This window comes from Paenibacillus sp. TSA_86.1 (assembly GCF_052691815.1).
Genome location: NZ_JBQZGE010000006.1, coordinates 248464 through 273926 on the forward strand (window position 1 = coordinate 248464; position 25463 = coordinate 273926).

Consider the following 25463-nt stretch of genomic DNA (forward strand, 5'->3'; position numbering starts at 1 on the left):
TTCTGGTTGTTTGTTCAGTATGCCAGCTTATATAACAGGTCGATTAACAGGCGTACGCCTCGTTGTAAGTCTTCCGTATGAGTAAATTCTGCAGGGGAATGGCTATTGCCACCCTGGCTTGGTACGAATAACAGTCCTGTGGGACAATACGTGCCAAAAATCTGTGAGTCGTGTCCTGCTCCGCTGGTCATCGATCTGTACGAAACACCCCTGGTTTTTAAAATATCCTCGGCAGTTTGGTTTAACGTGCAATCCATCGCAATGGGGGGTTCATCCATCCATTTATGGTATTCGACCTGTGTCCCGTGTTCAGAAGCGATGATCTCGAATTCGCCGAAGCATGCTTCGCAAAATTGCTGAATTGTCTCCGCATCACTGTGTCGTACATCCAAACTAAATGTGACCTCACGTGCAATGACATTACCTACGTTCGGCTTGACTTCCATTCGTCCAACCGTGGCGACGAGTCCGGATTCATGCGCTTTGGCGCGCTGCATTAATATCCGGATCAGCTCGGCCGAGGTAAACATCGCATCTTGACGCCACTGCATGGGTGTTGTTCCGGCGTGATTGCTTTCGCCGTATACCGTAATGTTATAACGGCGTTGACCCACGATGTGACTGACGATGCCGATGGATTTCTCCTCACGCTCGAGTACCTGGCCTTGTTCGATATGCAATTCGATAAAACATTCCAGGTCTTTGCGCGTAGGTTGTGGATGTAGTCCTAACCCAAAACCTGCCGCTTGCATCGCTTGTTTAAACGGTATTCCGTTTATGTCTTTAATGTGGTGAATAGCATTGTGGTCTTTTACTCCCGTTATGTTACCCGAGCCCCAATATGTCATTGGAAAACGGCTACCCTCTTCTTCACACAACGATACCACTTCAATAGGTTTGAGTGGCAGGCCATGGTGTGTCAGCAAATATTCCACTGCAATGAGTGCGGCAATGATCCCATAGGCTCCATCATATTTGCCCCCGCCGATCACGGTGTCGACGTGGGAGCCGGTTAACACTACGTTTGCTTCAGGATCACGTCCGGAGAGTCGACCAAACAAATTCCCGACATCATCATAACGTGCGGATAACCCGAGTTGTTCTATTTTAGACTGGATTGCCTTCTGAGCCGCGCTCCAAGCCGGGTCATAGAGCAAACGGGTCACACCGCCTTTTTTGTCTTTTCCGTACGAAGCCAGCCATTCGACCATCTCTTCGATCTGCTTAGACAAGGCAGATGGTTTTGGTTGTTCGATCATCAAATGCAGTATCCCCCATTCCGGCAGCGCTAGCTTTCCAACCGATGTTAGATTAATTAACTTGGCATTGCGTTTAATTCATCGTAAAATAAAAAAAGTTAAAAATCATTCACGAAAATGTAGAAGAATATCTGAATTCGTTGTACATGTTAACCATAGGGGTGGAGAATGATGAAGATGAGTGACCTGCTGAAGCTACCTGTATTCAACGGGACAATCGTGGTAGGGGGAAGTGACGGTTTGAATAGGGAGGTCCATACTGTCAATATGATGGATGCTCCTGATATCATTCCGTACTTGAAAAGAAATGAATTGCTGATTACAACTGCTTTTCACTTCAAAGACGATCTGCCGGCCTTGCTTGAGCTGATCCGTGAGATGGGGCATCAGGAATGCGCGGGGTTTGGTATTAAAAGCAAAAGATTCCTCGGCAGCATCCCTGAGTCAGCGGTTCAGCTCGCCAATGAGTTAGATCTGCCTCTGATGGAACTTCCCGTCGATCCTTCACTTGGTGATATTGTCAACAAATCACTGAGCCATATTCTCGATGTGCGAACGACGGAGTTGCATAATGCGATACAGACCCATCGTCAGTTCACTCAGCAGATTATGAGTGGTCAAGGAATACCGAAGCTGCTAGATCAACTATCTTCCTTGCTGCGTTTGTCTGTTTTTCTGCTGGGGCCATATCTACAGCCGATCTTCGGCCGAGTTCCTGCTAAAACGGCAGTGCATCTGGAGAAATTGTTATCAGGTGGAGGTCAATTTCATGTTGCACCTTCCGTGTTCTCCGCATTTACTCTGCTGGGGGAGGGACGTGAGACGTTAACTTTGTTTCCCGTGTACACCCATAGACAGCTGCATTTCCTCTGCATTGCCGGTTTTGTATCTCCGTCTGAACGTTCTGGCATTCTGACCATTGAACAGGCAACCAACGTGATCGCGTTTGAGCTAATGAAGGATAATGCCCTGAAGCAAAATCGGCGCCGTATCCAGAATGAATTTTTTACAAACTTTATCGGAGGGGTCTTCTCAAGCAACGAGGAGATTGCAAGTCGGGCACGAGAGTTCGGACTGTCTAGCGATCAGCGATATCTTTGCGCGGTCGGTAAGCTGAATGGCAAGGAGCGAACGACGTCATTCATGCAATACAAGGCGGAACAGGACCAGATTGCCGAGCATCTTCAAGGGGAGCTGGCGAACTTCCGTCATCCGATATATCTGTTCACCCATGACCGATCCTATGTGCTACTTATGCCGCTGGTAGAAGAGTGGGATCTGATCAAACCTTTCTTTATCGAGCTGCTGGAACGTCTGCAACGTAAAATAGCGATGTATTACGAATCGGGGTTGTCATTTGGTCTCAGCAGTTATGCCCAGCCGCTTACTCAAGTCCCTTTATCTTTTAAAGAGGCCAATGAGGCGCTCTATTTCGGAAGTATATCGGGGAAAACCAGTTTTATTGAATTGTATCAGCCGAAAGAAGTATCTGAAATTTTACGTCTGATCCCTCATGACCATCTAAGGAAGTTTTATGCGGATACGATGCAAGGTTTCGAGGACGAGACACTTAAGGATCACCATATGTTGCTTCATACGTTGTCTGTATATCTGGAAACGCATTGCCATCTTGCAGAGACAGCCAAACGACTGTACATTCACCGGAATACCGTAATTTATCGGTTGGAGAAATGCGAGGAGATTATTGGCCGTAGCTTGAAAGATCCGGAAGAAACATTGCGGCTACGGATGGCTTTTCGGATCAAGGCGTTGTTGCCAGAAGAGGGTAAAGCAGAGTGGTGAAAAGTAGCCGGATGGATTCGTGGTCGAAAATGTAACGTCACTTCAGATTCGAATCAATATGAGGTGTAGATGTAGATGAAGATTATGGCAATGACAATGCAATAGCAGGCTGAGATGAACTGTGCCTCCGGGTTAGTTGTTAGTAACCCGAGTGTCAGTCACTTCGAGCCTGCTTTTATGATGAGCACATTTGTTTACGGTAAGCAAATGTTTGTGTAGATACCATATCTAAAATGCTACGAGTACGGCAGGTTTGTGGTTTTCAAGAATCCGTAGTCTTCAAGAGTCTGGTGTAAAGAGAGGCTCTGCTTACCTCAGTCTCTTTTAGGCAGCGGTAGCCACTTTAACACATCCTGAATTTTCATGTCCCAGTAACCCCACTCATGCTCTCCAGGCTCTTCTTCATAAGTTAACTCGAAGTCTGTCTCGGCGCAGGCTTTTCGGAATGTCTGATTATCTTCATACAGGAAATCCTCTGTTCCACAGCACTGATAGAGTAGCGGTCGTGGAGCGGAGCTATGTTTTCTTTCCTGGAGCAAATGGATCAGATCGTCCTCTGAACCTGCAAATTGCGGTCCGAAGATGCGTAACAGTTCAGCCTGAGGTAAGGCAGATGGGGCTTCGTTGTCCAGATGAGCCGCCATGTCCAGAGCGCCCGAAAGGCTTGCGGCGGCAGCGTACTGATCAGGTTTACGCAGTGCCAGCTTAAAGGCGCCATATCCACCCATGGATAGGCCTGCCACAAAATTATCTTCGCGTTTAGCTGAAAGTGGGAAGAAGGAGCGGGCGAGCGCCGGCAGCTCTTCACTGATAAATGTCCAGTAACGTCCTCCCTCTGCCATATCCGTGTAGAAGCTGCGATGAACCTGTGGCATAACAACGGCAATGCCAAGGGAAGCGACATAACGTTCAATGGAGGTACGGCGGATCCAGATGGAATCATCGTCTGACATCCCATGAAGCAAATACAGGGTGGGGTGCAGACCTGAACCTGTGACGTTGTCCATACCGATCTGATTATGGGTCTGCTGTGGCAGAATCACGTGCATGCTTGTACTTAATCCGAGGGCATCCGAGTAGAAATCACATTTAATAAGTGCCATATCAAAAAAGTAACCCCTTTCATAAATGGAAGTTTAGAAGGATGTTTCTATGCGATGGGAAAGGTAAGAAAACTGAATTACATCAGCCATAATTCAAGGTTATACCCAAAATAGAGCAAACGCAATGACGGGTTGTAAAACGTGTTCGATATTTCCTTGTCTTTACAACGTAACAATGTTTTGTTACACTAACTTTGATGAAAAGGGGGTCCTGAAATTGACGGATGATTTGATCTCCAAAAAAGAACTGCTTGATCTGACAGGTATATCATATGGTCAACTGTATCGGTGGAAACGGAAAAATCTGATTCCCGAGGAGTGGTTTATTCGAAAATCTTCCTTTACGGGACAGGAAACATTTTTTCCAAAACAACAGATTTTACAGCGAATCGACAAGATCATTCATATGAAAGATGGGCTGTCACTGGATGAACTGGCAGACGTATTCTCACCTACACTTGGAGAGGTAGAGATGTCGGATCAGCAATTATTGGATCGAAACATTGTTTCGTTATCTTCGCTTGATCTCTTAAATGAGGCTGGACGACAGCAGGCATTATATGGTTTGGAACAGATTATGATGTTATATGTGCTTGAAAAGCTGCTTCTTAGCGGGGATATTACCCAGCAGGAAGGGTTACTGCTGATTGATGTCATGTCCGAACACTACTACCGGTTCCGTGACCGCGCCAGTGAGTTGCTACTTATTCGCAAAATGGGTGTACCTGCCTTTATGGTAGTGAACTCGGGAGCGGAGCTTTACTTTGATCAAGGGGTGAAAGTGGTACTTCGCATTCCGCTTGCAACGTTTATGGAAGAATTGAAACTTAAATTGGGCTGAGGGGGATTATACGAATGGAAGAACGCCACTTAAGAAATGATCTGAATGTTACAGGGTCTCGCAAAACGACAGGCGGGTCCTATCACCGGGTCAATATTGACGGGATGGCTAAACTGGACGGTGATCTGGATTGTTCCTCTTTAAGCGTTAACGGCACGCTGAAAATCTATGGTTCCCTCGTCTCCGAAAGCACAACGGTAAATGGAATGGCTAAAGTAGAAGGAGAGCTGCGCACTCAATCTCTCGATGTCAATGGATCACTGGGAGTTCACGGAGCAGCTCGTGCAGAAAGTACGACGGTTAATGGTATGTGTACAATTAATGGTCCACTGGTTAGTTCACGGCTTCGTGTCGACGGCATGAGTACAATCAATGGGGACCTGACTACGCCGGAATTGACGGTGAACGGGAAATGTAATGTGCGCGGCAGAGTGGATGGCGAACGTATTGATATCGGGGGTATGGTAACCATTGATGGAGATGTACAGGGAGAGAGCATCCAGGTGCAGGGTAATATCAAGGTAGGCGGACTGCTTAACGCGGATAGTGTGGAGATTCGTCTGTATACGTCTTCTTCCGCGAGAGAAGTAGGCGGGGGACGTATCGATATCCGGCGCAGGGAACGCAGCGGCTTCTGGAAAGCACTTGGATTGGGCGGTGCACCATCCTTCAGAGCTCAACTGATTGAGGGAGATGAGATTGTACTGGAAGATACCGAGGTGGATACGGTTCGAGGTAATCGAGTCCATATTGGGCGCGGCTGTAATGTGCGTTTTGTGGAGTACTCTGGCGAACTGTCTGTTGATCCGGAAGCGAAGGTAGGCAACAGTGAGCGAATCTAGCCAAGAACTTAACTGTTGTGGCATCTAGACAGCAGAGTGGATGGCAGGCATTTCAAGGTAGAAGGTTTTGCCATAAAGCAATCGGTCCTTGGACTGATTGCTTGTTACTGCTTTTCGGATATACTAATGCAGTCATATGAATAGAACGGGAATGGAGAGATTGACAACAATGGCTGCACGTAATAACAAAATTGGATTTGTGCTGGCAGGTTTGCTGCTCAGCATTTTAATGGCCTCTATGGATAATACCATCGTAGCTACGGCCATGGGCGATATCGTCGGCAAACTTGGCGGACTGGACAAGTTTGTCTGGGTAACTTCTGCCTATATGGTGGCTGAGATGGCCGGCATGCCGATCTTCGGTAAACTGTCCGATATGTATGGACGCAAGAAGTTTTTCGTCTTTGGTATCATTGTGTTTATGCTCGGCTCTGCATTGTGTGGGACCGCGACATCTATCGTTGAACTGACAATGTATAGAGCTGTTCAAGGGATTGGCGCAGGAGCCTTGGTGCCGATTGCTTTTACGATTATGTTCGATGTAGTTGCACCGGAATCCCGAGGCAAGCTGGGTGGATTGTTTGGAGCGGTCTTCGGTCTTTCGAGCGTGTTTGGGCCGCTGCTCGGAGCTTATATTACAGAGTATGCGACTTGGGAATGGGTATTTTACATCAATCTGCCTCTGGGTTTGATTGCATTTCTGTTTATCGCATTCTTCTATAAGGAATCTCACCAGCATCAGTCGCAGCAGATAGACTGGCTGGGTGCTGTTACATTGATTGGTGCCGTAGTCTGCCTGATCTTTGCTCTGGAGCTGGGTGGCAAGACGTTTGCTTGGGACTCCGCGCAGATTTTGGGACTGTTTGCTGGATTCGTCGTGCTAACCTTGCTCTTCCTGTATGCTGAGACGAAGGCCAAAGAACCCATTATCTCATTCAGTATGTTCCGCAAGCGGGTGTATTGGTCAAGTAACGTTATTGCCATGTTCAGTGGAGCAGCATTTATTACTGCATCGGTGTATATCCCGATTTTTATCCAGGGCGTGCTTGGCGGTAAAGCAACCAACTCGGGTCTTGTCTTGTTGCCGATGATGCTGGGTTCCGTAGTGACGGCTTCCATGGGCGGTGTGCTCATGACCAAAACGAAATACCGCAATATTATGATTCCGACGCTGGCTTTACTTGCAGTGGGACTAGGTTTACTGACTACATTGGATGAAAACTCATCCTTGTGGACGATCCGTATCTATATGGTCATGATTGGACTTGGCGTCGGCGCATCCTTCTCTGTGCTCAGTAATGCAGCGATGAATGCCTTCGAACCGCAAAGACGCGGGGCGGCGAGCTCTACACTGAATTTTCTGCGTTCTCTGGGCATGACAATGGGGATTACAATCTTTGGGATTATACAGAGTCAAGTATTTACGCGTAAAATGACGGACGGCATGGCTGGTGCTGCTGGCGAAGCCGGTGCATCGGCTTCGCCAGCAGGTGGGCTTCCTGCCGGGATGGATCTGACCGATCCACATGCGCTGTTGTCACCAGAACTTCGTCAAGGAATTCCGCCACAGGTGCTGGAATCCATTACTCATGCGTTATCCTCTTCCATTGTGCAGCTGTTTGCCTGGGCGGTGATTCCAGCAGCCCTTGCGTTGATTGCTTCCTTCTTTATGGGGAACGAGAAAATGGTTGTGGGAGAAGAGCAAAACGAGTATACAGGCGGGCACTAGGCTAAGGGGTGCTAAGCCATTATCGAAACATTAATCCAGTGTTTATTCTTGGGTTATAATGTTTTGAACTAAGGAAAAACAACGATTGTCATAGATGGGCTTCGTTAGAATATCTTGAAAAAACATGTCTCAAATCCCGTCATGGGTATGAGACATGTTTTTTTATTTTTCTTACAGATCATTCCTGCAGCCTTAAGGCTTGTGTTTAAGTTGAACTTTCATTTACACAATAACAGCGATCGGAAGGTTATTCTGTCCGCGGAGTGCCAAGTGTAAATCTCCTTCGTTCTACTTGTACACCTGAATTTAAGGCTGATTCCCCTCCCGAATGCCATCCTCCACCACTGAAGGTTGCTGTGGATCAGGCATGCTGATGTGACCTGAACGTGCAATCAGACGGCTTTGAGCCTTGTAGGTGTCGCGTGAGATCGTTTTGGATTCAACCACTTGGCCATCCACTCTCTTGGTGCGCACCGTCTCGACAATATAACCCGGCTGTCCATTCTGAAGCACTTGCTGGGCGCCCTCAGGTAGCACATTGCTGGATACATATTTTACGGGAACACTCAGCGTTTCAATCGTACGGGACTCCAGTGCATAACTGACGTTCTCCGGGAATGTACCGAAAAATTTCACAACCATGCGCCCACCTTGCACCTTCGCGTGGATTAACAGGGATTTCTCGGTGCTGTTTCGAAAACGAAAATTAATGGCGCCTGAGGCAAAGGTAGCATCTAGCCCTTTCGGCAAATATTTAACTGGCATGGAATGATTGCGCCGCTCCACAATATCCAGTCCCGTCAGCAGAGCAGCATTATATACGGTGCTGGATACCTGACAGATTCCCCCGCCAATGCCAGGCGTTAGCCGTCCATTAACGATGACCGGTGCCTCCCGGAAACCATAGTCCTTCTCCGCTTTGCGAATCACCTTTTCATAGTCGAACACACCCCCAGGCAGCAAAATCATCCCGTCAATAGCCTGAGCTGCAGCGCTCACATTATGTACCCGGCCCTGACTGCTGTTCCCCAGTCCCGTAGAGAATTGAATGATTTTGCGTTCGATGCCTTCCTGCTTCAGCGAATCGATGGTTACTTCGGGTTTCAAGGTGTATAAGGGTAAAAGAATCCGTATCGGATCTGGCTTGACTCCGTCATTCACTTCAATTAAATCCCGGTGCAGCTTATTCTGCACGAGGGCAGAAAGGGTTTTCCAATCGATCCGGCGCACGCTTTTCTCCGGAATGTACTGCACTTGATCGCTTGCGGTGATTCGGCGGACAGCTTCCGCCGGGATACCGAAGGTTTCTTTTTCCCAAGCAGGGCTAAGCAATTGTTGAAAGGTTTGTTCGTTGTAGGTCATATCGAGTGGGAAGGTCTGAGGGAATTGATACCGTGCATACGCGCGTTCCCACAGGTTCCCCTCATCCAGCTGTTTTACCGCGGCCTTGAAGCTGTTTGCATGGTAACTCACCCCTAGTTCGGCGGCGGTATGTGACATCGTTATCGGGTTTGGTTCAGCTACTTCGATTGTGACAGGCCAGTCCTGCAATTGTTGAATGCGCGTTTGTAGTTCTGCCGGCACTTGCTTGCGAGGTTTGTCATCGAGTGCCCAGCCGCCGACCTGAACCCCTTTGGGGAAGTTGGGCTGATTCACGTACATATAGAGCAGTCCATAGGACGCGGAGCCGATCAAGAGCAGGGAGAACAGGACGATGACCGTTACATGTATTTTTTTCATAACCGAACGCTCCTTTTGGCTTCTGTTGTTCCGGAATTCGCAACACTCTCTATCTATATGATCCAAGAGTGGAAAACTTTCGGGTACTCAATAGGTAACAAATTTGTTACAATAAACTTCATATGAATCCATGCTTCACCATCAAAAGAGGGACAGGGTGGATTTTTCCTGATGAAATTCAGGTCTTTTTAAAGGAAATGCCGGGATTGTGTCGAAATGATAATGGCTAACTATGCGAGCAGGAAGTGATGATGTGATAGAAATGCAGGACGTGTGGAAGACCTACGCCAATGGTACCCACGCATTACAAGGGGTGTCGGTGAAGATCGACCGCAATGAATTTGTCTATATCGTTGGTCCGTCCGGTGCGGGCAAATCGACATTTATGAAACTGATGTACAGAGAAGAAGTGCCAACCAAAGGACAAATATCCATTAACGGATTTAATATTGGCAAGCTGAAACCACGTAAGATCCCTTATGTGCGCCGTAATATCGGCGTTGTGTTTCAGGATTTCCGTCTGCTGCCGAAGATGACGGCATTTGAGAATGTTGCATTTGCAATGGAAGTTATTGAAGCACCTAAACGGCACATCAAGAAACGGGTTATGGAAGTGCTTGATCTGGTAGGGCTGCGCAGCAAGGCTAATCGCGAACCTTCACAGCTATCAGGCGGGGAACAGCAACGGATTGCCATCGCACGTGCGATTGTGAACAATCCTTCTGTTATTATTGCGGACGAGCCTACAGGGAATTTGGACCCGGAGACGTCATGGGGCATTATGCAATTGCTGGACGAGATTAATTTTCGGGGAACAACGATTGTTATGGCTACGCACAACCGAGATATTGTAAATACGATGCGTAAACGAGTTATCGCCATTGAAAGCGGAAAGATTGTACGGGATCAGATGAGAGGGGAATACGGTTATGAATTTTAGTACTCTCTTGCGGCATCTGCGGGAGGGTTTCAAGAACGTATTCCGCAATGGCTGGATGTCCGTGGCATCCGTCATGTCGATTATCGTCTCTCTGTTTATTCTTGGCGTGTTTATGCTGCTTGTGCTCAACGTAAACTCGATGGCAAATCAGGTCGATAGCCAAGTGGAGATCAGTACGTTTCTGGAGTTGAATGTGGATGAGAACCTGCGCAATACATTGCAGCAGGAGATTAGCGCGATGCCAGAAGTCAGTGAGATTCGTTTTGTATCCAAGGAAGAAGGACTCAAAGAATTCCGCGAACGTCTTGGAACCAGTGCCGATAATGTATTGAGTGGTTTCGATGTAGATAACAATCCGCTCCCGGATACGATCGAAGTCAAAGTGATTGAACCGGAAACGGTTAATTTTGTCGCGCAAAAGATCGAAGCCTTAAACGAGAAACATCCGGAGAAGCCGATCATGAAAGTGAACTACGGCAAAGAAACGGTGGATGTTCTTTTCAAATTTACGAAGCTTGTTCGGAATATCGGATTTATTTTTGTCGGGGGACTGGGTCTGATGTCCATGTTCCTGATCTCGAATACGATTCGCGTAACGATTCTGGCACGCCGCCGGGAGATTGGTATTATGAAGCTGGTGGGTGCGACCAACACCTTTATCCGCTGGCCTTTCTTTATTGAAGGGGCGTTAATTGGACTGATCGGTTCCGTCATTACGGTCGCGGTTCTGTTCTTCGGATACAGTCAATTGCTGGCAACGATTGGTCAGGATGTTTTTATGCAGATGCTTAACCTGATACCACTGAGCGAGATTTGGCCACTGATGGGAACGCTGTTGATCGGGCTTGGTGTACTTGTGGGCATTTTGGGCAGTACGCTATCGATTCGCAAGTCGCTTAAGGTGTAAGTTAAAAATATCGAAAAGAATGACAAAACAGGTTCATTATTGAGCGCTGTTTGACGATATGTAGGAAAGACGCAATGGTTATTAGGATTTGGATGAAAGAAAGCAAAGAACATGCTGTTCACCACCTGTGCAGGTTGCTTTCTTGTGAAATCATAGGATGGGGGATCATCATTTTGAAAAAAACCGCTTCGCTGCTGGCCTTTATGTTATTGGCCGGTATGACGCTTCAACCTTCTGACGGATACGCCAAGAATAGCATTAGTGATATTGACCAGCAGATTCAGCAACTGGAGAGTAAGGCGGCTTCCGCCAAGCAGGAGCAGAAGAAGGCTGCTGCCAATAAGCAGGAAGCCCAGCATTATAAGAACAAAACCAATGATTATCTGAAGGTTGTCCTGGAGCAGATTAATGTCGTTAGTGATGAACTCGCGAGTGTATCATTGCAGATTGAAAATACGGAGGAGGAACTCCGTACAACCAAAGAAGAACTGCAAGCGGCAGAAGACCGGATCGTGGCAAGAGGAAAGTTGTTGGAATCACGTGTGCGTCTGATGTACACGGACGGAGCAGTATCCTATCTGGATGTTCTATTGTCGTCTACCAGCTTTACCGATTTTCTAACCCGAGCAGATTCGCTCAAAACGATTGTGGATCAGGATCAACATCTGTTAGATGAACATAAAGCGGACAAGCAACTTGTGGTGGAGAAAAAGGCAGATTTGGACAGGCAGTATGCGCAAGCCAAAAGCCTATATTCACAAAAGAAACAACGCAAGTCCCAGCTGAACGAGAAAGAAAAGGAAAAGCAAGTGCTTCTGGCTTCATATGATGCTAAAATTGAACAATCCGAAGAGTTGACAGCGGAGCAGGAAGCGGTCTTGATGCAGATCGCCGGCAAGCGTTCAGCTCTGCTGCAGGAGAAAAATAAATTGCGTGAGCAACAGGCGGCAGCGGCAGCTAAAGCACGAGCCGCAGCTCTAGCAAGAGCGAAAGCAGCAGCCAAGCAGCCAACGCGTGTAAGCTCAAACGGCAACAGTGCGGTTACCTATTCATCAGGAAGCGGCATATTTGCAAAACCTGTCTCTGGTGGACGTATATCTTCACCATTTGGTCCGCGGATTCACCCGATTACAGGTGAAGTAGGCAAAATGCATGCGGGTGTCGATTTCGCTGTGCCTGTGGGCACATCTGTTCATGCGGCTTCCGGCGGAATTGTCATTATGGCAGAATGGTATAGTGGATATGGTTATACGGTTATTGTTGATCATGGCGGAGGTTTGTGGTCATTATATGGTCACTTGCGTGAAGGTGGATTCAAGGTTAGCAAGGGAGATACGGTCAACAAAGGGGATACGATTGCCGAGTCAGGCAATACGGGGAACTCGACAGGACCTCACTTGCACTTTGAAGTGCGAGATAATGGAACAGCTGTGAATCCAATGAACTATTTATAGAGCCCGGTTTCAAGAGAGAACATTTGGTTTAAACTCCGAATGGAAAAATCATAATCCGTACAAGCTAGACATATACTAAGCTGGCATGTTCAGGGAATGATTCGGGGCAATCCGAATCGGATGCGCTTCAAAACTAAAGGCGGTGACAAACGGATGATGAAAAAAAGATCGGCGCTGCTGTTCGTTATTTTGGGACTGCTTGGCGGGAGTCTGTTAACGCTGGTGTTAATGACTTACCCTGGCATTACCAGTCAGGTCAGACCCGGCGAAGGACTGCTGGCAAGTGTAACCGGCAGCTCGCAGCAGAAAAACGATTTGAAGAAGATTGAAACCGCGATGGATTTGATCTCCAGCAACTATTATAAAGATGTCGACCGTACCAAGCTGATTGATGGTGCGATCAATGGCATGATGGAATCTCTCGGTGATCCGTACTCCAACTATATGGGACAGGAAACGGCTGCCCAGTTTGAAGAATCAATCGAAGGTTCATTTACCGGAATTGGTGCTGAGGTTTCCTCGCAAAATGGTAATGTCGTTGTCGTGTCACCAATCAAAGGTTCACCTGCTGAAAAAGCTGGTATTCGTGCGAAAGACATCATTATGTCGGTTAACGGTGAATCGCTTCAAGGACTTGAGTTAAACAAAGCGGTTAACAAGATTAGAGGTCCAAAAGGCAGTGAAGCCAAAGTACAGGTGAAACGTGCGGGATCAACAGAGCCGATTGAATTCACGATTGTACGTGATGATATTGATCTGGAAACCGTCTATGCACATATGGAAGATGGCGGTATCGGCGTCATCAACATTACGCAGTTTTCGCTGAATACAGGCGAACGGTTTAAACAAGAACTGGCGAAGCTGGAGAAGCAAAATATGAAGGGCCTGATCATTGATGTACGGAATGACCCGGGCGGTGTACTGCAAGTCGTCATTGATATTGCAGAACAGTTCGTACCGAAAGGCAAAGTCATCGTTCAGGTTGAAGATAAAAACGGTAAGAAGGAGCAAAGCAAATCGAATGGATCAGCTAAACCTTATCCAATCACCGTTTTGATGAATAAGGGTAGCGCAAGTGCTTCCGAAATTCTGGCTGGAGCTTTGCAACAGTCGGCAGGCGCTAAACTGGTGGGTGAGAACTCCTTTGGTAAAGGAACCGTACAGACCAGCTACGAAAAACAGATGGGTGACGGTAGCCTGCTGAAGATTACAATTGCCAAATGGTTAACACCAAATGGTAGCTGGATTCATGAAAAAGGCATCAAACCCGATATTGCAGTGAACCAGCCCGATTATTTCTCGGTTGCACCGATTAATAAGGAGAAGCTTCCACTGAAATATGACAGCAATAGCACGGATGTGAAAAGTGCACAGACGATGCTGAGAGGACTTGACTTCAAGCCGGATCGTGTGGACGGGTATTACGACCAGAAGACGGAAGAAGCAGTCAAGGCGTTCCAGAAGAAAAAAGGCATTCAGGTTACCGGCCAGATTGATGAGAAAACGGCCGAATCTCTGGAGGCATCTCTGATTGAACGAATCGCGAATCCTCAATATGATGCACAGCTGAAACGCGCGATCGAAAATGTCTCGAAGGATATTTCGTCCGCAGTGTCGAAGCCATAGAGAAGGCTGATTTTCAGCCTTCTTTTTTTCTGAACCGGCTGAAGGAGAGGAGCGAAACACTATAATGGAATGGGTATGGCCTTGGGTAACCACATTAGGGGAAGCATTTTTACAGTTGTTGATTCAGCCGTTTTATTATATAGCAGTTATTCTGATTGCTTTAATTTATCACCGTCAGTTGCTCCAGGAGCGTAAACTCTTCCATGTGCGTATGCAAAGCTCAATCACGCAGACGATTCGAGCTGTCCTTGGTGGAATTATCATCGGCGTCATGGTGTCCCTGATATCTCTATTCCTTGGTGCACACCTTACGTTGGGAAGTCTGATTAGCATATGGATTGCAGCTTTGGTCTTATCTCTGATTCGTATCCGTTATTTGTGTTTTGCATATGCAGCAGGGGCGCTGGGAATTCTGCAATTTGCTCTGAATGTGGCTTCAAGTTGGCAGCCTGCAGGTATGCTTGGACAGGCTGTGGAGACTGTGCGTGCATTAGATATGCCTGCACTGCTCGTTCTGGCTGCATTATTGCATTTGGGTGAAGCAGCATTAGCTCGCATGCAAGGTGTATCTATGGCCTCTCCGTTTCTGATGGAAGGCAAACGTGGGAAGTTGGTAGGCGGATATCAGATGCAACTCTTCTGGGCGATTCCGCTGCTGATACTGGTTCCGACAACCGGAGGCATTACGGAACTGGCGTGGACTCCGCTGTTTCATGCAGGCCAGGGCTATACGCTGGTGGCTCTGCCGATCTTGCTCGGTCTTAGCGAGAACACACAGAGCATGCTGCCTGGGCGCAAACTCCAGCGCTCAGCCAAGCGCCTGATGCTGTACAGCTTGGCGTTGCTTGTGTTCAGTCTTCTTGCTGTATGGTGGTCACCTTTCACAGTGATTGCAGCATTGATTGCTTTTGCCGGACATGAGCTTCTGGTGTGGTATAGTGCGCTCGAGGAACAGCAACTTAGTCCTGCATTTGTTCACCCGCAACATGGACTCAAGGTATTGAGTGTAATTCCGGATAGTCCCGCAGCAGAACTGGGAATTGAGGCAGGGGAAACCCTGTATAAAGTGAATGGGGTACTCGTTCATTCTCCCGAAGATCTGCACCGGGCACTGCGGATGAATCCAGCCTTTTGCAAGCTGGAGGTGCGTAATCATCAGGGAGAGAGCAAGTTTATGCAGCGTGCGATCTACGAAGGTGAGCATCACCAGCTTGGCGTTATTATGGCACCGGATAACCATGAGGTATGGGCGGTCCAACCGCGTTCGGTGACGCTGCTTCAGGTGATTACGCTCAAACTATTCACTCACCGGAAAGAGCGGCGTGTGGACGGGGTTGTACTTGCCTTGCCACCAGCAGCCCCTGAAGTTAGCGAAAAAGGATCGGTGGAGATGTAAAACAAAAAGGTATTTCCAGACGTCTTTGCCGGCGTACGGAAGTACCTTTTTCTTTATTTTTTAAGCATAAAGATGGCGATTTGGGTGCGATCCCGTAAATTTAGCTTACTAAGGATTTCCGTCACATAATTTTTGACCGTACCCTCACTGAGAAACAGCTTCGCAGCAATCTCCTTGTTGGATAAGCCTTCAGAGATAGCCTCAGCAACGGAAAGCTCCGCACGGGTGAGACCGTAGGTTTTAAGAGGCTCGTTTACAGGGGGAGAGGCTGGCGTACGAAGAAGACCCGCGAGTTTGCGTGCGACATCCGGATGGATCAGCATATCCCCGTTATGAACAGTTTTGATGCCCTGTACGATACGGGCAGGAGGGACATTTTTGAGCAGATAACCGCTTGCTCCGTTCTGTATAGCCTGAATAATATACTCATCGTCGTCAAACGTTGTCAGCATCAGTACTTGGATATCTGGAAAACGGGTTTTGATTAGACGAGTTCCTTCGACTCCATCACATACGGGCATACGAATATCCATGAGTATCACATCTGCTAGTATTCCTGATTCAAGGCAGGCAAGTGCTTCCGTCCCATGGGAAGCGGTGCCTGTAACATGAATATCTGCATCAAGGCCGAGCACCACGCTCAGGCTTTCGCGGATAAAAGAATCGTCGTCGACAAGAAATACCTGAACCTGTGAAGATTTCTCAGGAAGTGGGGGTCGGTTTTCATGATTTTGTTCTGACATGAGGGTGTTCCTTTCCCTTTTTAAAGTAAACTCATTTTGTTCGAAACGGGGATACGGGTGATGACTGTGTAGGGATCAGTGGACTGAATTTCGACAGTGCCTCCAATGAATTGTGTACGCTGTCGCATGCCTTCATGCCCAAGACCCGTCGTTACGCCATCTAAAAGGGAGTGAGTACTTCCGTCATTACGGATGATCATACAGACCTCCTGATGCTCAAAGACCAGCTGCAGACCAATGGAAGAGGCCTTTCCATGTCTAAGTGCATTGGTCACGGCTTCTTTGGCATTTTTGTACAAAACAATCTGTGTGCTTGGATAGAGAACATATGGCTGACCACAGATCTCATAATTGGTTTGTATCCCCGTATCCCGCCCAACATCCTCTAATAAGCGATCCAAAGCATAGGCATCAGAGGCATGGAAATCAGGACGCAGTTTGTGAAGCGTGTTACGCATATCATCCATACTTGCAGCGAGTTGATCACGAATCTGTTTGACCATTTCGGTGCCCTGTTCGGTATTCAAGGGTATGGTGAGCAGGGCAGCCTCGGACATCATTTTTGTGCGAATCAGACGATGTCCAATATCATCATGAAGTTGTCTGGATATTCGGATACGTTCTTCTGCCTGGGCTGCATCCTCCAATTGTTTTGCAAATAACAGAAGCTGTGCGCGTGTCTCGTGCAGCTCATAATGTTTATGTCTTAGCTCGTCATACACATTCTCCAGCTGCTCCCGGCTATTTGCCGTTTTGGCCCCTTGCCAGGAGAGTGCTGCCGTCATCAACAATAGCAGGTTGCCGGCAATGATTACTTTAACGCAGTCGGAGAACCAGGTGAAGGTTTCAACTTGAACTGCCACGGCTTCAAGATTCAGCATAGGTGGAGTTGTATAATACCAATGCATTGCAAAATTACTTGTAATAAACTGAATCCCTAACATGACCCATCGTATAGATCCGTCTAACCGATACATATAAACATAGAGAACCGATAAGGAGATAAAAAACATAAAGGGTCCATATTGAGCCAGTAACCAGCCGGCCCACAAGATTTCTGCCAAGAATAACAGTGATTGCTCAGCACCTGAACGAGTGAAACGGTTGGCTACCGCGAGTCCAGCCGCAATGAGGATGTACAGGGTGTATACTGCTTCGCTGTGCATAGGGAGAGTCAAACTGAACAGCACAGCGGGCACGAATAATAAGCCATATTGCAGGAATCCCATGGGCATATGTAGTGACATCCTTTTTAGGAAGATTGAAAAATAAGATGATACTGCACCCTTGATTATAACATAGGCAATCACAGGATCAGGAGATGACTTAAGTCACCTTTGATGTATGACTTTGTGTACCTTCGCCAAGGGTAGACATTCGTTACAATATACTTAGAAATATCGCGGCAAGAGCTCAAATGGAAGGGGCATAAATGCATGAACATATTAGAAATGGATCACGTTGTTAAACGATATGGCAGCAAGTTATCGGTGGATCATCTGAACCTGAATGTACAAAAAGGTGAAATTTTTGGTTTGCTTGGCCCAAATGGGGCGGGGAAAAGCACCACAATCAGCATGATTGCAGGACTATTGAGCATGGATCAAGGAGAGATCAGGCTGGATGGTCTATCGGTGAAGGAGCGACCGCTGGATGTGAAACGCAAGATTGGACTGGTTCCACAGGATTTGGCATTATATGAGACGATGAGCGCTGCCGATAATGTTACCTTTTTTGCCCGATTATACGGTTTGCGAGGAAAAACGCTCAAAGAAAGAGTGCAGGAATCTCTCGAATTCGTCGGATTACAAGATAAGGCCAAGGAGGCGCCATCGACCTTCTCGGGCGGGATGAAACGCAGGCTAAACATCGCATGTGCTCTCAGCCATCGACCCGATCTGATTATTATGGACGAACCCACCGTTGGCATTGATCCGCAGTCCCGTAATCATATTCTGGAATCGGTGCGAACACTCAACAAAATGGGCTCGACCATTATCTATACAAGTCATTATATGGAGGAAGTTGCCGCGATCAGTAATCGGGTAGCCATTATGGATCAAGGCCGAATTATTGCTTGTGGCACCGAGGCTGAGTTAAGGGAACGCGTTGCATCGGAGGAAAAAATCGTACTCACCACCTCGGGAATCGATGCCGGTGTTGTGGAAGAACTCAAGCTTCACCCGCGTGTACGGGCAGTCGAAGTCACTGAAAATACATTAACCATTATGCTACCTTCGGCACAGCAAGCATTGCAGGATATGCTGTTTATTTGCAGCAAACATGACATGTCCATTCAATCTCTCCGGGTCGAAGAACCGGATCTCGAAACGCTTTTCCTCAATCTGACCGGGCGTACGCTCCGAGACTAGGAGGGCATAGGATGAGCATATGGCATATTTGCATCTTTGAACTCAGACGTATTCTGAAAATTCGATCTGTGGTGGTGAATCTATTTATTCTGCCGCTATTGTTGATCTTCATCTTAGGAACGGCTCTATCAAGCGCGATGGGAACGGGGAATGCAACGACACCTGATACGGTACGCGTGGGGATCGTGCAATCTACTGAAACGGTGTCATCTCCTGTGGGAGAGGCTCTAAAAACATTTGTCACTGCACCTGAGGTTGCGAAGATGATGAGGGCTCAAGATTTGTCTTCCCAAGACGAAGCGGTAGATGCGTTAAAACGAGGGGAACTTGATTTTGCAATAATTATGACTACCGATATGGTTCAGCAATGGATGGCTGGAGAAACGGCGAAGCTACAATGGATACTCGGGAAAGACAACACATTGAATATGGTGGGGCAGACGTTGTTTACTGGCTTCACAGACGGGTTAAATCGACAGGCAGCTATGGTCAAAGTACTCGGGCCTGAAACGATGAAGAAGATCGCGATGCAAGCTGGCACTGAATCGGCATCAGGGCATTCCAACATTACGGTTAGCAGCCCGGGGCATTCCGATCAATCCTACAGTGCTTCACAATATTATGCAGCAGCAATGCTAGCGATGTTTATGCTGTATTCCGGTATGACAACGATCAATAGCCTGTTTACAGAAAGGGACAAAAAAACGCTCGCCCGTCTTCAGGCTGCTCCAGTAGGCAATGGGGTTATCTTTGCTGGAAAAATTGCGGGCAACAGCCTTCTTGCCTTTATGCAGGCTATGATTATTGTTCTCATGACTCATGTATTATTCGGTGTGGAATGGGGCGGTCATCCTTGGCTGGTCGTTCTGATCTGTGTACTGATTACTCTGGCCTCCATGACCTTGGGCATAATTGTTGCACTGGTCAGTAAAAACGCTGCTTCAGCCAGTGCGTTGATGCAGAGCATCATCATTGTAATGACCTTTATCAGCGGTGGATTTACTCCAATCGCCCTCGATATTGTGCAGCGTATAAGCGAGTTTACGGTCAATCACTGGGCGTTGCAAAGCTTCCTGAGCATGATGCTGGATGCACCTTTGCATGAGATCATGAACAATATTTTGATGCTTGGGGTTGTATGTGCAGTCCTGGCCGCCGCCGCTGCAGTGTTATACAGAAAGGTTGGATACCATTATGAATAGTTTGCATATCGCTTGGCTGATGATCAGGAGAACACTGGGGCGCAAACGTGGATTCATTGCCTTTCTGCTGCTTCCGTGTCTCGTAGTGACGGGTGCGGTTGCTCTTTTTGGAAGTGATCAGGCAAGTCGTGCGGTTGTTACTTATGTGAATATGGATCAGGGAATCGCAGGATCATGGATGATGAAAGAGCTTGCACGCTCGAAAGAGTACAGTTTTAAACCTGTGAAGAATGAAGCCGAAGTCAAATCGGACGTCGTTCGGCAAAAAGGAAGCATGGGAATTGTGATTCCCGCAAATTACACACAATTCCTGCTGCAGGGCGAGCAGACAGAGGTTAAATGGATTGAACTGCGTGTCAGCGAAAGTTCAACCATTCTTCGTGCAGCCGCCCAAGGGGTGTTGAATGGTTTGGAACAGTCAGCTTCTGCAGTTCGAGCATTTTCCTCGGCATCCTCCTCTAACGTTGATGTGACCAACCAGGAGGAGAGGTTCGCACAACTACTGCAAGAGATCGGCAGACATCACGTATCCGGAGAAGCGCTGAACTTGCAATTATATCCCAAGCCGGGGTTAAATAACGTCACCGGATTTACAATCATGTTTATGATGGGGTTATTAACGAGTGCAGTTGCTGTTATTATGGAAGACCGAAAGCAGCGAACCATGGCTCGAATGTATACCGCTCCGGTCAGATCATATGAAATTGTGCTGGGTAATTTTCTAGGCAGTCTGGCGATTGGGGTCATCCAGGTTACTCTTGTGCTTGGCTTAAGTAGATGGGTTTTGCATTATGATGCGGGGATTCCGTTTGGTGTTCATTTTCTGATTCTTAGTGCGTTTATGCTTGTATCAATGGGACTTGCAAGTACTGTCAGCGGACTCATTCGTGAAACCAAAAATGCCAGTATGTTGAATTCCCTCATTATTGTACCAACCTGTATGATTGGGGGCTGCTTCTGGCCATTATCCATCATGCCGGAGTATATGCAGAAGCTCGCGAACTTTGTACCACAGAAGTGGACGATTCAGGCTGTGGAAACGATATCTGCCGGGGGCACATTGGCGGACATCACCCTGCCGCTGTTGATCCTGTTTGCTATGGCCGTGATCCTGCTAGCTGTCGGTTCGGTCATTCTTCGTCCTGATCAGCCAGGGATGGATGCGTAGTAATGAGGGAACAGAACGGGAGCGGGGTTAAGGTTACTGGTTATTGAATATAATGCAAATATAAAATGAATAGAAAAAGCACGTCTGCCGGGATGAAGATCGCAGTACGTGCTTCTTGATGTATTGTTTTTTAAACTTGCTTCAATCAACTAGCGCTGCAACTGGCGAAGTACCGTAATTTCGACCCGGCGATTCTTCTGTCTTCCAGCCGTAGTTTTATTGTCTCCAGTTGGGCGAGTGTCCGCATAACCCGCGTATTGGAAGTGATCGGGGTCAAGTTTACCTTGATCCAGAAAGAAGCGGAGTACCGATAACGCCCGTTCTCCGGATAGCTCCCAGTTATCTTTGAAGGTGGAATTTGCCCCAATTGGAATATTGTCTGTGTGTCCCTCAATACTAACTACCATCTGAAGATTGCGAAACAAACTGGCGAGTTTGCTCAGTGTGGGCGCAGCATCTTTTTTCAGGGCAGCTTGTCCTTGGTCAAACAGAAACCGGTCACTTAGTGTAATGGAGATACCCTGGGGCTTGTCCGCCACAAAAATTTGATTATCCAGTTGATTATCCTCAATATACTGGGTAATCACATTAAACAGATTTTGCAGTTCCTGCTCCTGTGTCCTGAACTGTTCTTCTCGTTCTGTGAGTGGACGGTTGTTTTCATCCGGGCTATCTTTACCCGAATCTGATGCCGGGTCTTGGTTATCCTCTGACCCTCCCTGAACCTGGGATGGAGGTGTCTTGGTAATCGTTTGACCAGGTGTCTCGCCGAGTCCATTCCCCAGCTCAAGAATGGAGTCTGATTTATTAAAAGTGCTTTGAAGGGATTGAGTCACGACATCATATTTACCAGTATCCAAATTGCTCATGGCGTACATGATGACAAAAAAGATCAGCAGCAGCGTAATGAGATCGGCATAGGTAATCATCCACCGCTCCCGATGATCAGCAGTTTCACGTTTGGCACGCCGTTTACTGCGACGACTCATCCAATCCCTCCTTTGCAAATGGAGGCTGTACGACTCGGCGGTGTGAGAGTGTAAAAGACTCTAGCCGTTTGCGGACAAGCTGCGGATTCTCACCATTCTGAATGGCAAGCACGCCTTCGAGCATCATCTCCATGGCTTGAACTTCATCAGCCCCTCTGGATTTGATTTTGGAGGCGATGGGTAAAAAGATCAGGTTAGCACTAGCAACCCCATACAGGGTAGCGGTAAAAGCAACAGCGATGGCTGGTCCGAGTCCTGTTGGATCGGTTAAGCTCCCGAGCACCTGAATAAGTCCCATGACAGTTCCGATGATACCCATCGTTGGGGCATATCCACCGGCAGATTCAAATATTTTGGCATAACCTTCATGCTTTTGTTCAACAGAATCAATCTCCATCTCGAGAATCTGCCGAACGACATCCGGGTCTGTACCATCGACAACCATCTGGATCCCGTCTTGTAAAAATGGATGTGGATGATCGACTACTCTGCGTTCCAGAGCAAGCACACCGGATCTGCGGGCAATGGATGACATCTCGATCAGTTCTTCAACCCATTGTTTGGAATCATGAGAATGACGTCCAAACGCCATGCGTAAAGCAGCAGGAATCGTGCGCAGACGGTATGCAGGGAAGCTGGCTACTACGGCAGCGATGGTACCCCCGAACACGATTAAAGCAGCTGTTTTCTGTAACAGGCCGGATAACTGACCGCCTTCCCACAGAAAACCACTGATAACTGCGGCAATTCCGGCTATGATACCGATAAGTGTCGCAATATCCATAAATTAACCCACTCCTATCTTGATTTCACGTTTGCATCACTTAAACGAACAAGGTATAATTGAACGGGAACAAATATTCCTATTACTATAAGTTTTCCCAACTGGAAATTCGGGGAACTTCGACAATATATAGTGACTATTATTTTAGACGATAGGGTGAGATACGGCAATGAGCGATATTATTATGAGCGACAAAACGTTCGAAATCGAGTCAGAGTTTTCTCCCCAGGGTGATCAGCCTGCAGCCATCAAGGAATTGGTGCAGGGGGTCCAGGAAGGGAAGAGATACCAGACGCTTTTGGGTGCAACGGGTACGGGTAAGACATTTACCATTGCACAGACTATTGCTCAGTTGCAGCGTCCCACGTTGATTATCGCGCACAACAAGACACTGGCGGCGCAGCTGGCGAGTGAGTTCAAAGATTTTTTCCCGAATAACATGGTGGAGTATTTTGTCAGTTACTACGACTACTATCAACCGGAAGCCTATATCCCTTCCTCAGATACGTATATCGAGAAGGATTCGAGCATTAATGAAGAGATTGATAAGTTGCGACACGCAGCGACCAGTTCGTTGTTTGAACGCCGCGATGTCATTATTGTAGCGAGTGTGTCGTGTATATACGGTTTGGGTTCGCCTCATGACTATTCCAGCATGCTGTTGTCACTGCGAGTTGGGATGGAGAAACCACGTAATCAGATTTTGTCACGACTCGTAGAGATACAGTACCAACGGAATGATATTAACTTTGTACGCGGCACGTTCCGTGTCCGTGGTGATGTTATTGAGATTTTTCCGGCCTCCAAGGGTGAACATGCGATTCGAGTAGAGCTGTTCGGGGACGAGATTGAGAAGATTACCGAGATTGACGTCTTAACCGGAGAATTAATCGGTGAGCGTGAGCATATTGCCATTTTCCCGGCATCTCACTTCGTAACCCAGGAAGAAACGATGCGCGTGGCACTGGTGAACATTGAGCGTGAGCTGGAAGAACGTCTCGAAGTGTTGCGTGAGCAGGGTAAGTTGCTTGAAGCGCAGCGGCTGGAGCAGCGTACACGTTATGATATTGAGATGATGAAGGAAGTTGGATTCTGCTCAGGGATCGAGAACTATTCCGGGCCGCTGACCTTCCGTGAACGTGGGGATACACCATACACACTGATGGATTACTTCCCGGATGACATGCTGATTGTAGTGGATGAGTCTCATGTGACATTGCCACAGATCCGCGCAATGTACAATGGTGACCAGGCAAGGAAGACTGTGCTGGTAGATCATGGTTTCCGTCTGCCTTCTGCACTGGATAATCGCCCGCTTAAGTTTGAAGAGTTTGAAGGGAAAATGAATCAAATCATCTATGTATCTGCCACACCGGGACCGTACGAAATTGAGCATACCGATACGATGGTTCAGCAGATTATTCGTCCAACGGGCCTGCTTGATCCTATTATTGAGCTGCGTCCAACGAAAGGGCAGATTGATGATCTAATTGCGGAGATTAACGACCGGATCGCTAAAGATGAGCGTGTACTGATTACTACGCTGACCAAGAAGATGTCGGAAGACCTGACGGATTACTTGAAGGAAGTTGGCATTAAGGTTAGATATCTGCACTCGGAGATCAAAACGCTGGAACGGATGTCCATTCTGCGTGATCTCAGGCTGGGTACCTTCCATGTGTTGATTGGCATTAACTTGCTACGGGAAGGTCTGGATCTTCCAGAGGTATCGTTAGTGGCTATTCTCGATGCGGATAAAGAAGGTTTCCTGCGTTCCGAGCGTTCTCTGATTCAGACGATAGGTCGTGCCGCGAGGAACAGTGAGGGTAGAGTTATTTTGTACGGTGACAAAGTGACGGATTCTATGGATAAGGCGATGAAAGAGACGGAACGACGTCGTACCATCCAGATGGAATACAATGAGAAACATGGCATCACACCGCAAACGATTCGCAAAAAGGTGCGTGATGTGATTGAGGCAACGAAGGTTGCCGAATCCAAAAACGATTATCTGACCGGTGCTGCCGAGAAGATGTCGAAGAAGGAGCGCCAGTCGCTTATTCAGCGTCTGGAAGTAGAGATGAAAGATGCAGCTAAAAACCTGCAGTTTGAGCGTGCGGCCGAGCTTCGGGATGCGCTGCTGGAGCTGAGAGCAGAATAGATGTAAATGGATAGAGAATGCTTTCTTGATTGAAACTTTGTGATAAGAGAACGGCCAGTTGGCCGTTCTCTTGTTGAGTAAAGAAATGCATCCGATGACCCGATAATAAGACATGTTGAAATCACAAAATCGAGTCAATACTAATAGGAACGATGAATTTGGTTAAGAGGTTTATATGTAAGTTGAACAAATCATTTACACAGAAACGGAGAGGACAGAAAAAACCTGAAAAAGCGGAGCGTTCGCCTAAAAGCTTTCTGACAAGAAAGCTGCATCGGAAGCATAAGCCTATCAACAGATTTTTCCCATTAATAAAAGGAGATCAAAAACTCATTGGAGTGTGCGTGTAAATAATCTATAGTTCAACTTATATAGAATAGAAAAGCAATGAGAGGATGAATACC

The 25463-nt window shown here is 47.3% G+C and carries 20 protein-coding genes; 13 read left to right on the forward strand and 7 right to left on the reverse strand.

From position 1 onward, the window contains the following. Window positions 1-14: 14 nt before the first annotated feature. Window positions 15-1259, reverse strand: coding sequence for an allantoate deiminase (allC, locus tag ACUTVW_RS15180; protein WP_445646614.1), 1245 nt, complete (start codon window positions 1257-1259; stop codon window positions 15-17). A gap of 168 nt (window positions 1260-1427) precedes the next feature. Between allC and ACUTVW_RS15185 the strand changes: the two genes are divergently transcribed. After that, complete coding sequence (locus tag ACUTVW_RS15185) at window positions 1428-3062, forward strand: PucR family transcriptional regulator (RefSeq protein WP_445646576.1); 1635 nt, start codon at window positions 1428-1430, stop codon at window positions 3060-3062. Between the two features lie 314 nt (window positions 3063-3376). Here the strand turns inward: ACUTVW_RS15185 and ACUTVW_RS15190 are convergent, their stop codons facing one another. Further along, window positions 3377-4165: an alpha/beta hydrolase gene (locus ACUTVW_RS15190; RefSeq protein ID WP_445646577.1), complete on the reverse strand. Its 789-nt coding sequence runs from the start codon at window positions 4163-4165 to the stop codon at window positions 3377-3379. Window positions 4166-4382: 217 nt separating this feature from the next. Here ACUTVW_RS15190 and ACUTVW_RS15195 point away from each other — a divergent pair, with 217 nt between their 5' ends. The 3 genes from ACUTVW_RS15195 (at window position 4383) to ACUTVW_RS15205 (ending at window position 7577) form a co-directional block, all read left to right on the forward strand. Then, a complete protein-coding gene (locus ACUTVW_RS15195; RefSeq protein WP_445646578.1) occupies window positions 4383-5006 on the forward strand; it encodes a YhbD family protein in 624 nt (207 codons plus the stop codon). A 14-nt stretch (window positions 5007-5020) separates the two neighbouring features. Continuing rightward, entirely contained in the window at window positions 5021-5848 is an 828-nt protein-coding gene (locus ACUTVW_RS15200) for a hypothetical protein (protein ID WP_434749215.1), read from the forward strand. 169 nt (window positions 5849-6017) lie between these two features. Further along, entirely contained in the window at window positions 6018-7577 is a 1560-nt protein-coding gene (locus tag ACUTVW_RS15205; RefSeq protein WP_445646579.1) for an MDR family MFS transporter, read from the forward strand. Window positions 7578-7883: 306 nt separating this feature from the next. On the opposite strand, the gene ACUTVW_RS15210 is transcribed toward ACUTVW_RS15205, so the two are convergent. After that, the gene (locus ACUTVW_RS15210) at window positions 7884-9317 is read right to left on the reverse strand and encodes a VanW family protein (protein WP_445646580.1); all 1434 of its coding nucleotides are present in this window, start codon (window positions 9315-9317) and stop codon (window positions 7884-7886) included. A gap of 253 nt (window positions 9318-9570) precedes the next feature. Here ACUTVW_RS15210 and ftsE point away from each other — a divergent pair, with 253 nt between their 5' ends. From ftsE to ACUTVW_RS15235, 5 genes are all read left to right on the forward strand, one after another. Continuing rightward, a complete protein-coding gene (ftsE, locus tag ACUTVW_RS15215; protein ID WP_434753186.1) occupies window positions 9571-10257 on the forward strand; it encodes a cell division ATP-binding protein FtsE in 687 nt (228 codons plus the stop codon). Then, entirely contained in the window at window positions 10247-11164 is a 918-nt protein-coding gene (gene ftsX, locus ACUTVW_RS15220; RefSeq protein WP_445646581.1) for a permease-like cell division protein FtsX, read from the forward strand. Before ftsE ends, ftsX begins: the two co-directional genes overlap by 11 nt. A 173-nt stretch (window positions 11165-11337) precedes the next feature. Beyond that, the gene (locus ACUTVW_RS15225; protein WP_445646582.1) at window positions 11338-12618 is read left to right on the forward strand and encodes a murein hydrolase activator EnvC family protein; all 1281 of its coding nucleotides are present in this window, start codon (window positions 11338-11340) and stop codon (window positions 12616-12618) included. Window positions 12619-12771: 153 nt separating this feature from the next. Continuing rightward, the gene (locus ACUTVW_RS15230) at window positions 12772-14244 is read left to right on the forward strand and encodes a S41 family peptidase (RefSeq protein ID WP_434749219.1); all 1473 of its coding nucleotides are present in this window, start codon (window positions 12772-12774) and stop codon (window positions 14242-14244) included. Between the two features lie 64 nt (window positions 14245-14308). Further along, complete coding sequence (locus tag ACUTVW_RS15235; protein WP_445646583.1) at window positions 14309-15640, forward strand: PDZ domain-containing protein; 1332 nt, start codon at window positions 14309-14311, stop codon at window positions 15638-15640. A 53-nt stretch (window positions 15641-15693) separates the two neighbouring features. Here the strand turns inward: ACUTVW_RS15235 and ACUTVW_RS15240 are convergent, their stop codons facing one another. Together ACUTVW_RS15240 and ACUTVW_RS15245 are read right to left on the reverse strand one after the other, a co-directional pair. Beyond that, complete coding sequence (locus tag ACUTVW_RS15240) at window positions 15694-16383, reverse strand: response regulator transcription factor (protein ID WP_445646584.1); 690 nt, start codon at window positions 16381-16383, stop codon at window positions 15694-15696. A gap of 20 nt (window positions 16384-16403) precedes the next feature. Further along, window positions 16404-17618 (reverse strand): sensor histidine kinase, encoded by a 1215-nt coding sequence (locus ACUTVW_RS15245; protein ID WP_445646585.1) that lies wholly within the window; start codon window positions 17616-17618, stop codon window positions 16404-16406. 201 nt (window positions 17619-17819) lie between these two features. On the opposite strand from ACUTVW_RS15245, the gene ACUTVW_RS15250 reads away from it, so the two are divergent. The 3 genes from ACUTVW_RS15250 to ACUTVW_RS15260 are packed head-to-tail and all read left to right on the forward strand — an operon-like array spanning window position 17820 to window position 21125. After that, window positions 17820-18755 carry an ABC transporter ATP-binding protein gene (locus ACUTVW_RS15250; protein WP_445646586.1) on the forward strand — a complete coding sequence of 312 codons (936 nt, stop codon included), beginning with the start codon at window positions 17820-17822 and terminating at the stop codon, window positions 18753-18755. Window positions 18756-18766: 11 nt separating this feature from the next. Then, window positions 18767-19957 carry an ABC transporter permease gene (locus ACUTVW_RS15255; protein WP_445646587.1) on the forward strand — a complete coding sequence of 397 codons (1191 nt, stop codon included), beginning with the start codon at window positions 18767-18769 and terminating at the stop codon, window positions 19955-19957. Next, window positions 19950-21125, forward strand: a complete 1176-nt coding sequence (locus tag ACUTVW_RS15260) for an ABC transporter permease (protein WP_445646588.1) — start codon at window positions 19950-19952, stop codon at window positions 21123-21125. Before ACUTVW_RS15255 ends, ACUTVW_RS15260 begins: the two co-directional genes overlap by 8 nt. A 149-nt stretch (window positions 21126-21274) precedes the next feature. Here ACUTVW_RS15260 and ACUTVW_RS15265 read toward each other — a convergent pair whose 3' ends face one another. Beyond that, window positions 21275-22114 carry a flagellar motor protein MotB gene (locus ACUTVW_RS15265; protein ID WP_445646589.1) on the reverse strand — a complete coding sequence of 280 codons (840 nt, stop codon included), beginning with the start codon at window positions 22112-22114 and terminating at the stop codon, window positions 21275-21277. After that, window positions 22098-22898: a flagellar motor protein gene (locus tag ACUTVW_RS15270; RefSeq protein WP_445646590.1), complete on the reverse strand. Its 801-nt coding sequence runs from the start codon at window positions 22896-22898 to the stop codon at window positions 22098-22100. The genes ACUTVW_RS15265 and ACUTVW_RS15270 overlap by 17 nt, the downstream gene beginning before the upstream one ends. Before the next feature lie 169 nt (window positions 22899-23067). Here ACUTVW_RS15270 and uvrB point away from each other — a divergent pair, with 169 nt between their 5' ends. Beyond that, window positions 23068-25059, forward strand: a complete 1992-nt coding sequence (gene uvrB, locus ACUTVW_RS15275; RefSeq protein ID WP_445646591.1) for an excinuclease ABC subunit UvrB — start codon at window positions 23068-23070, stop codon at window positions 25057-25059. The last annotated feature ends 404 nt before the right edge of the window (window positions 25060-25463 follow it).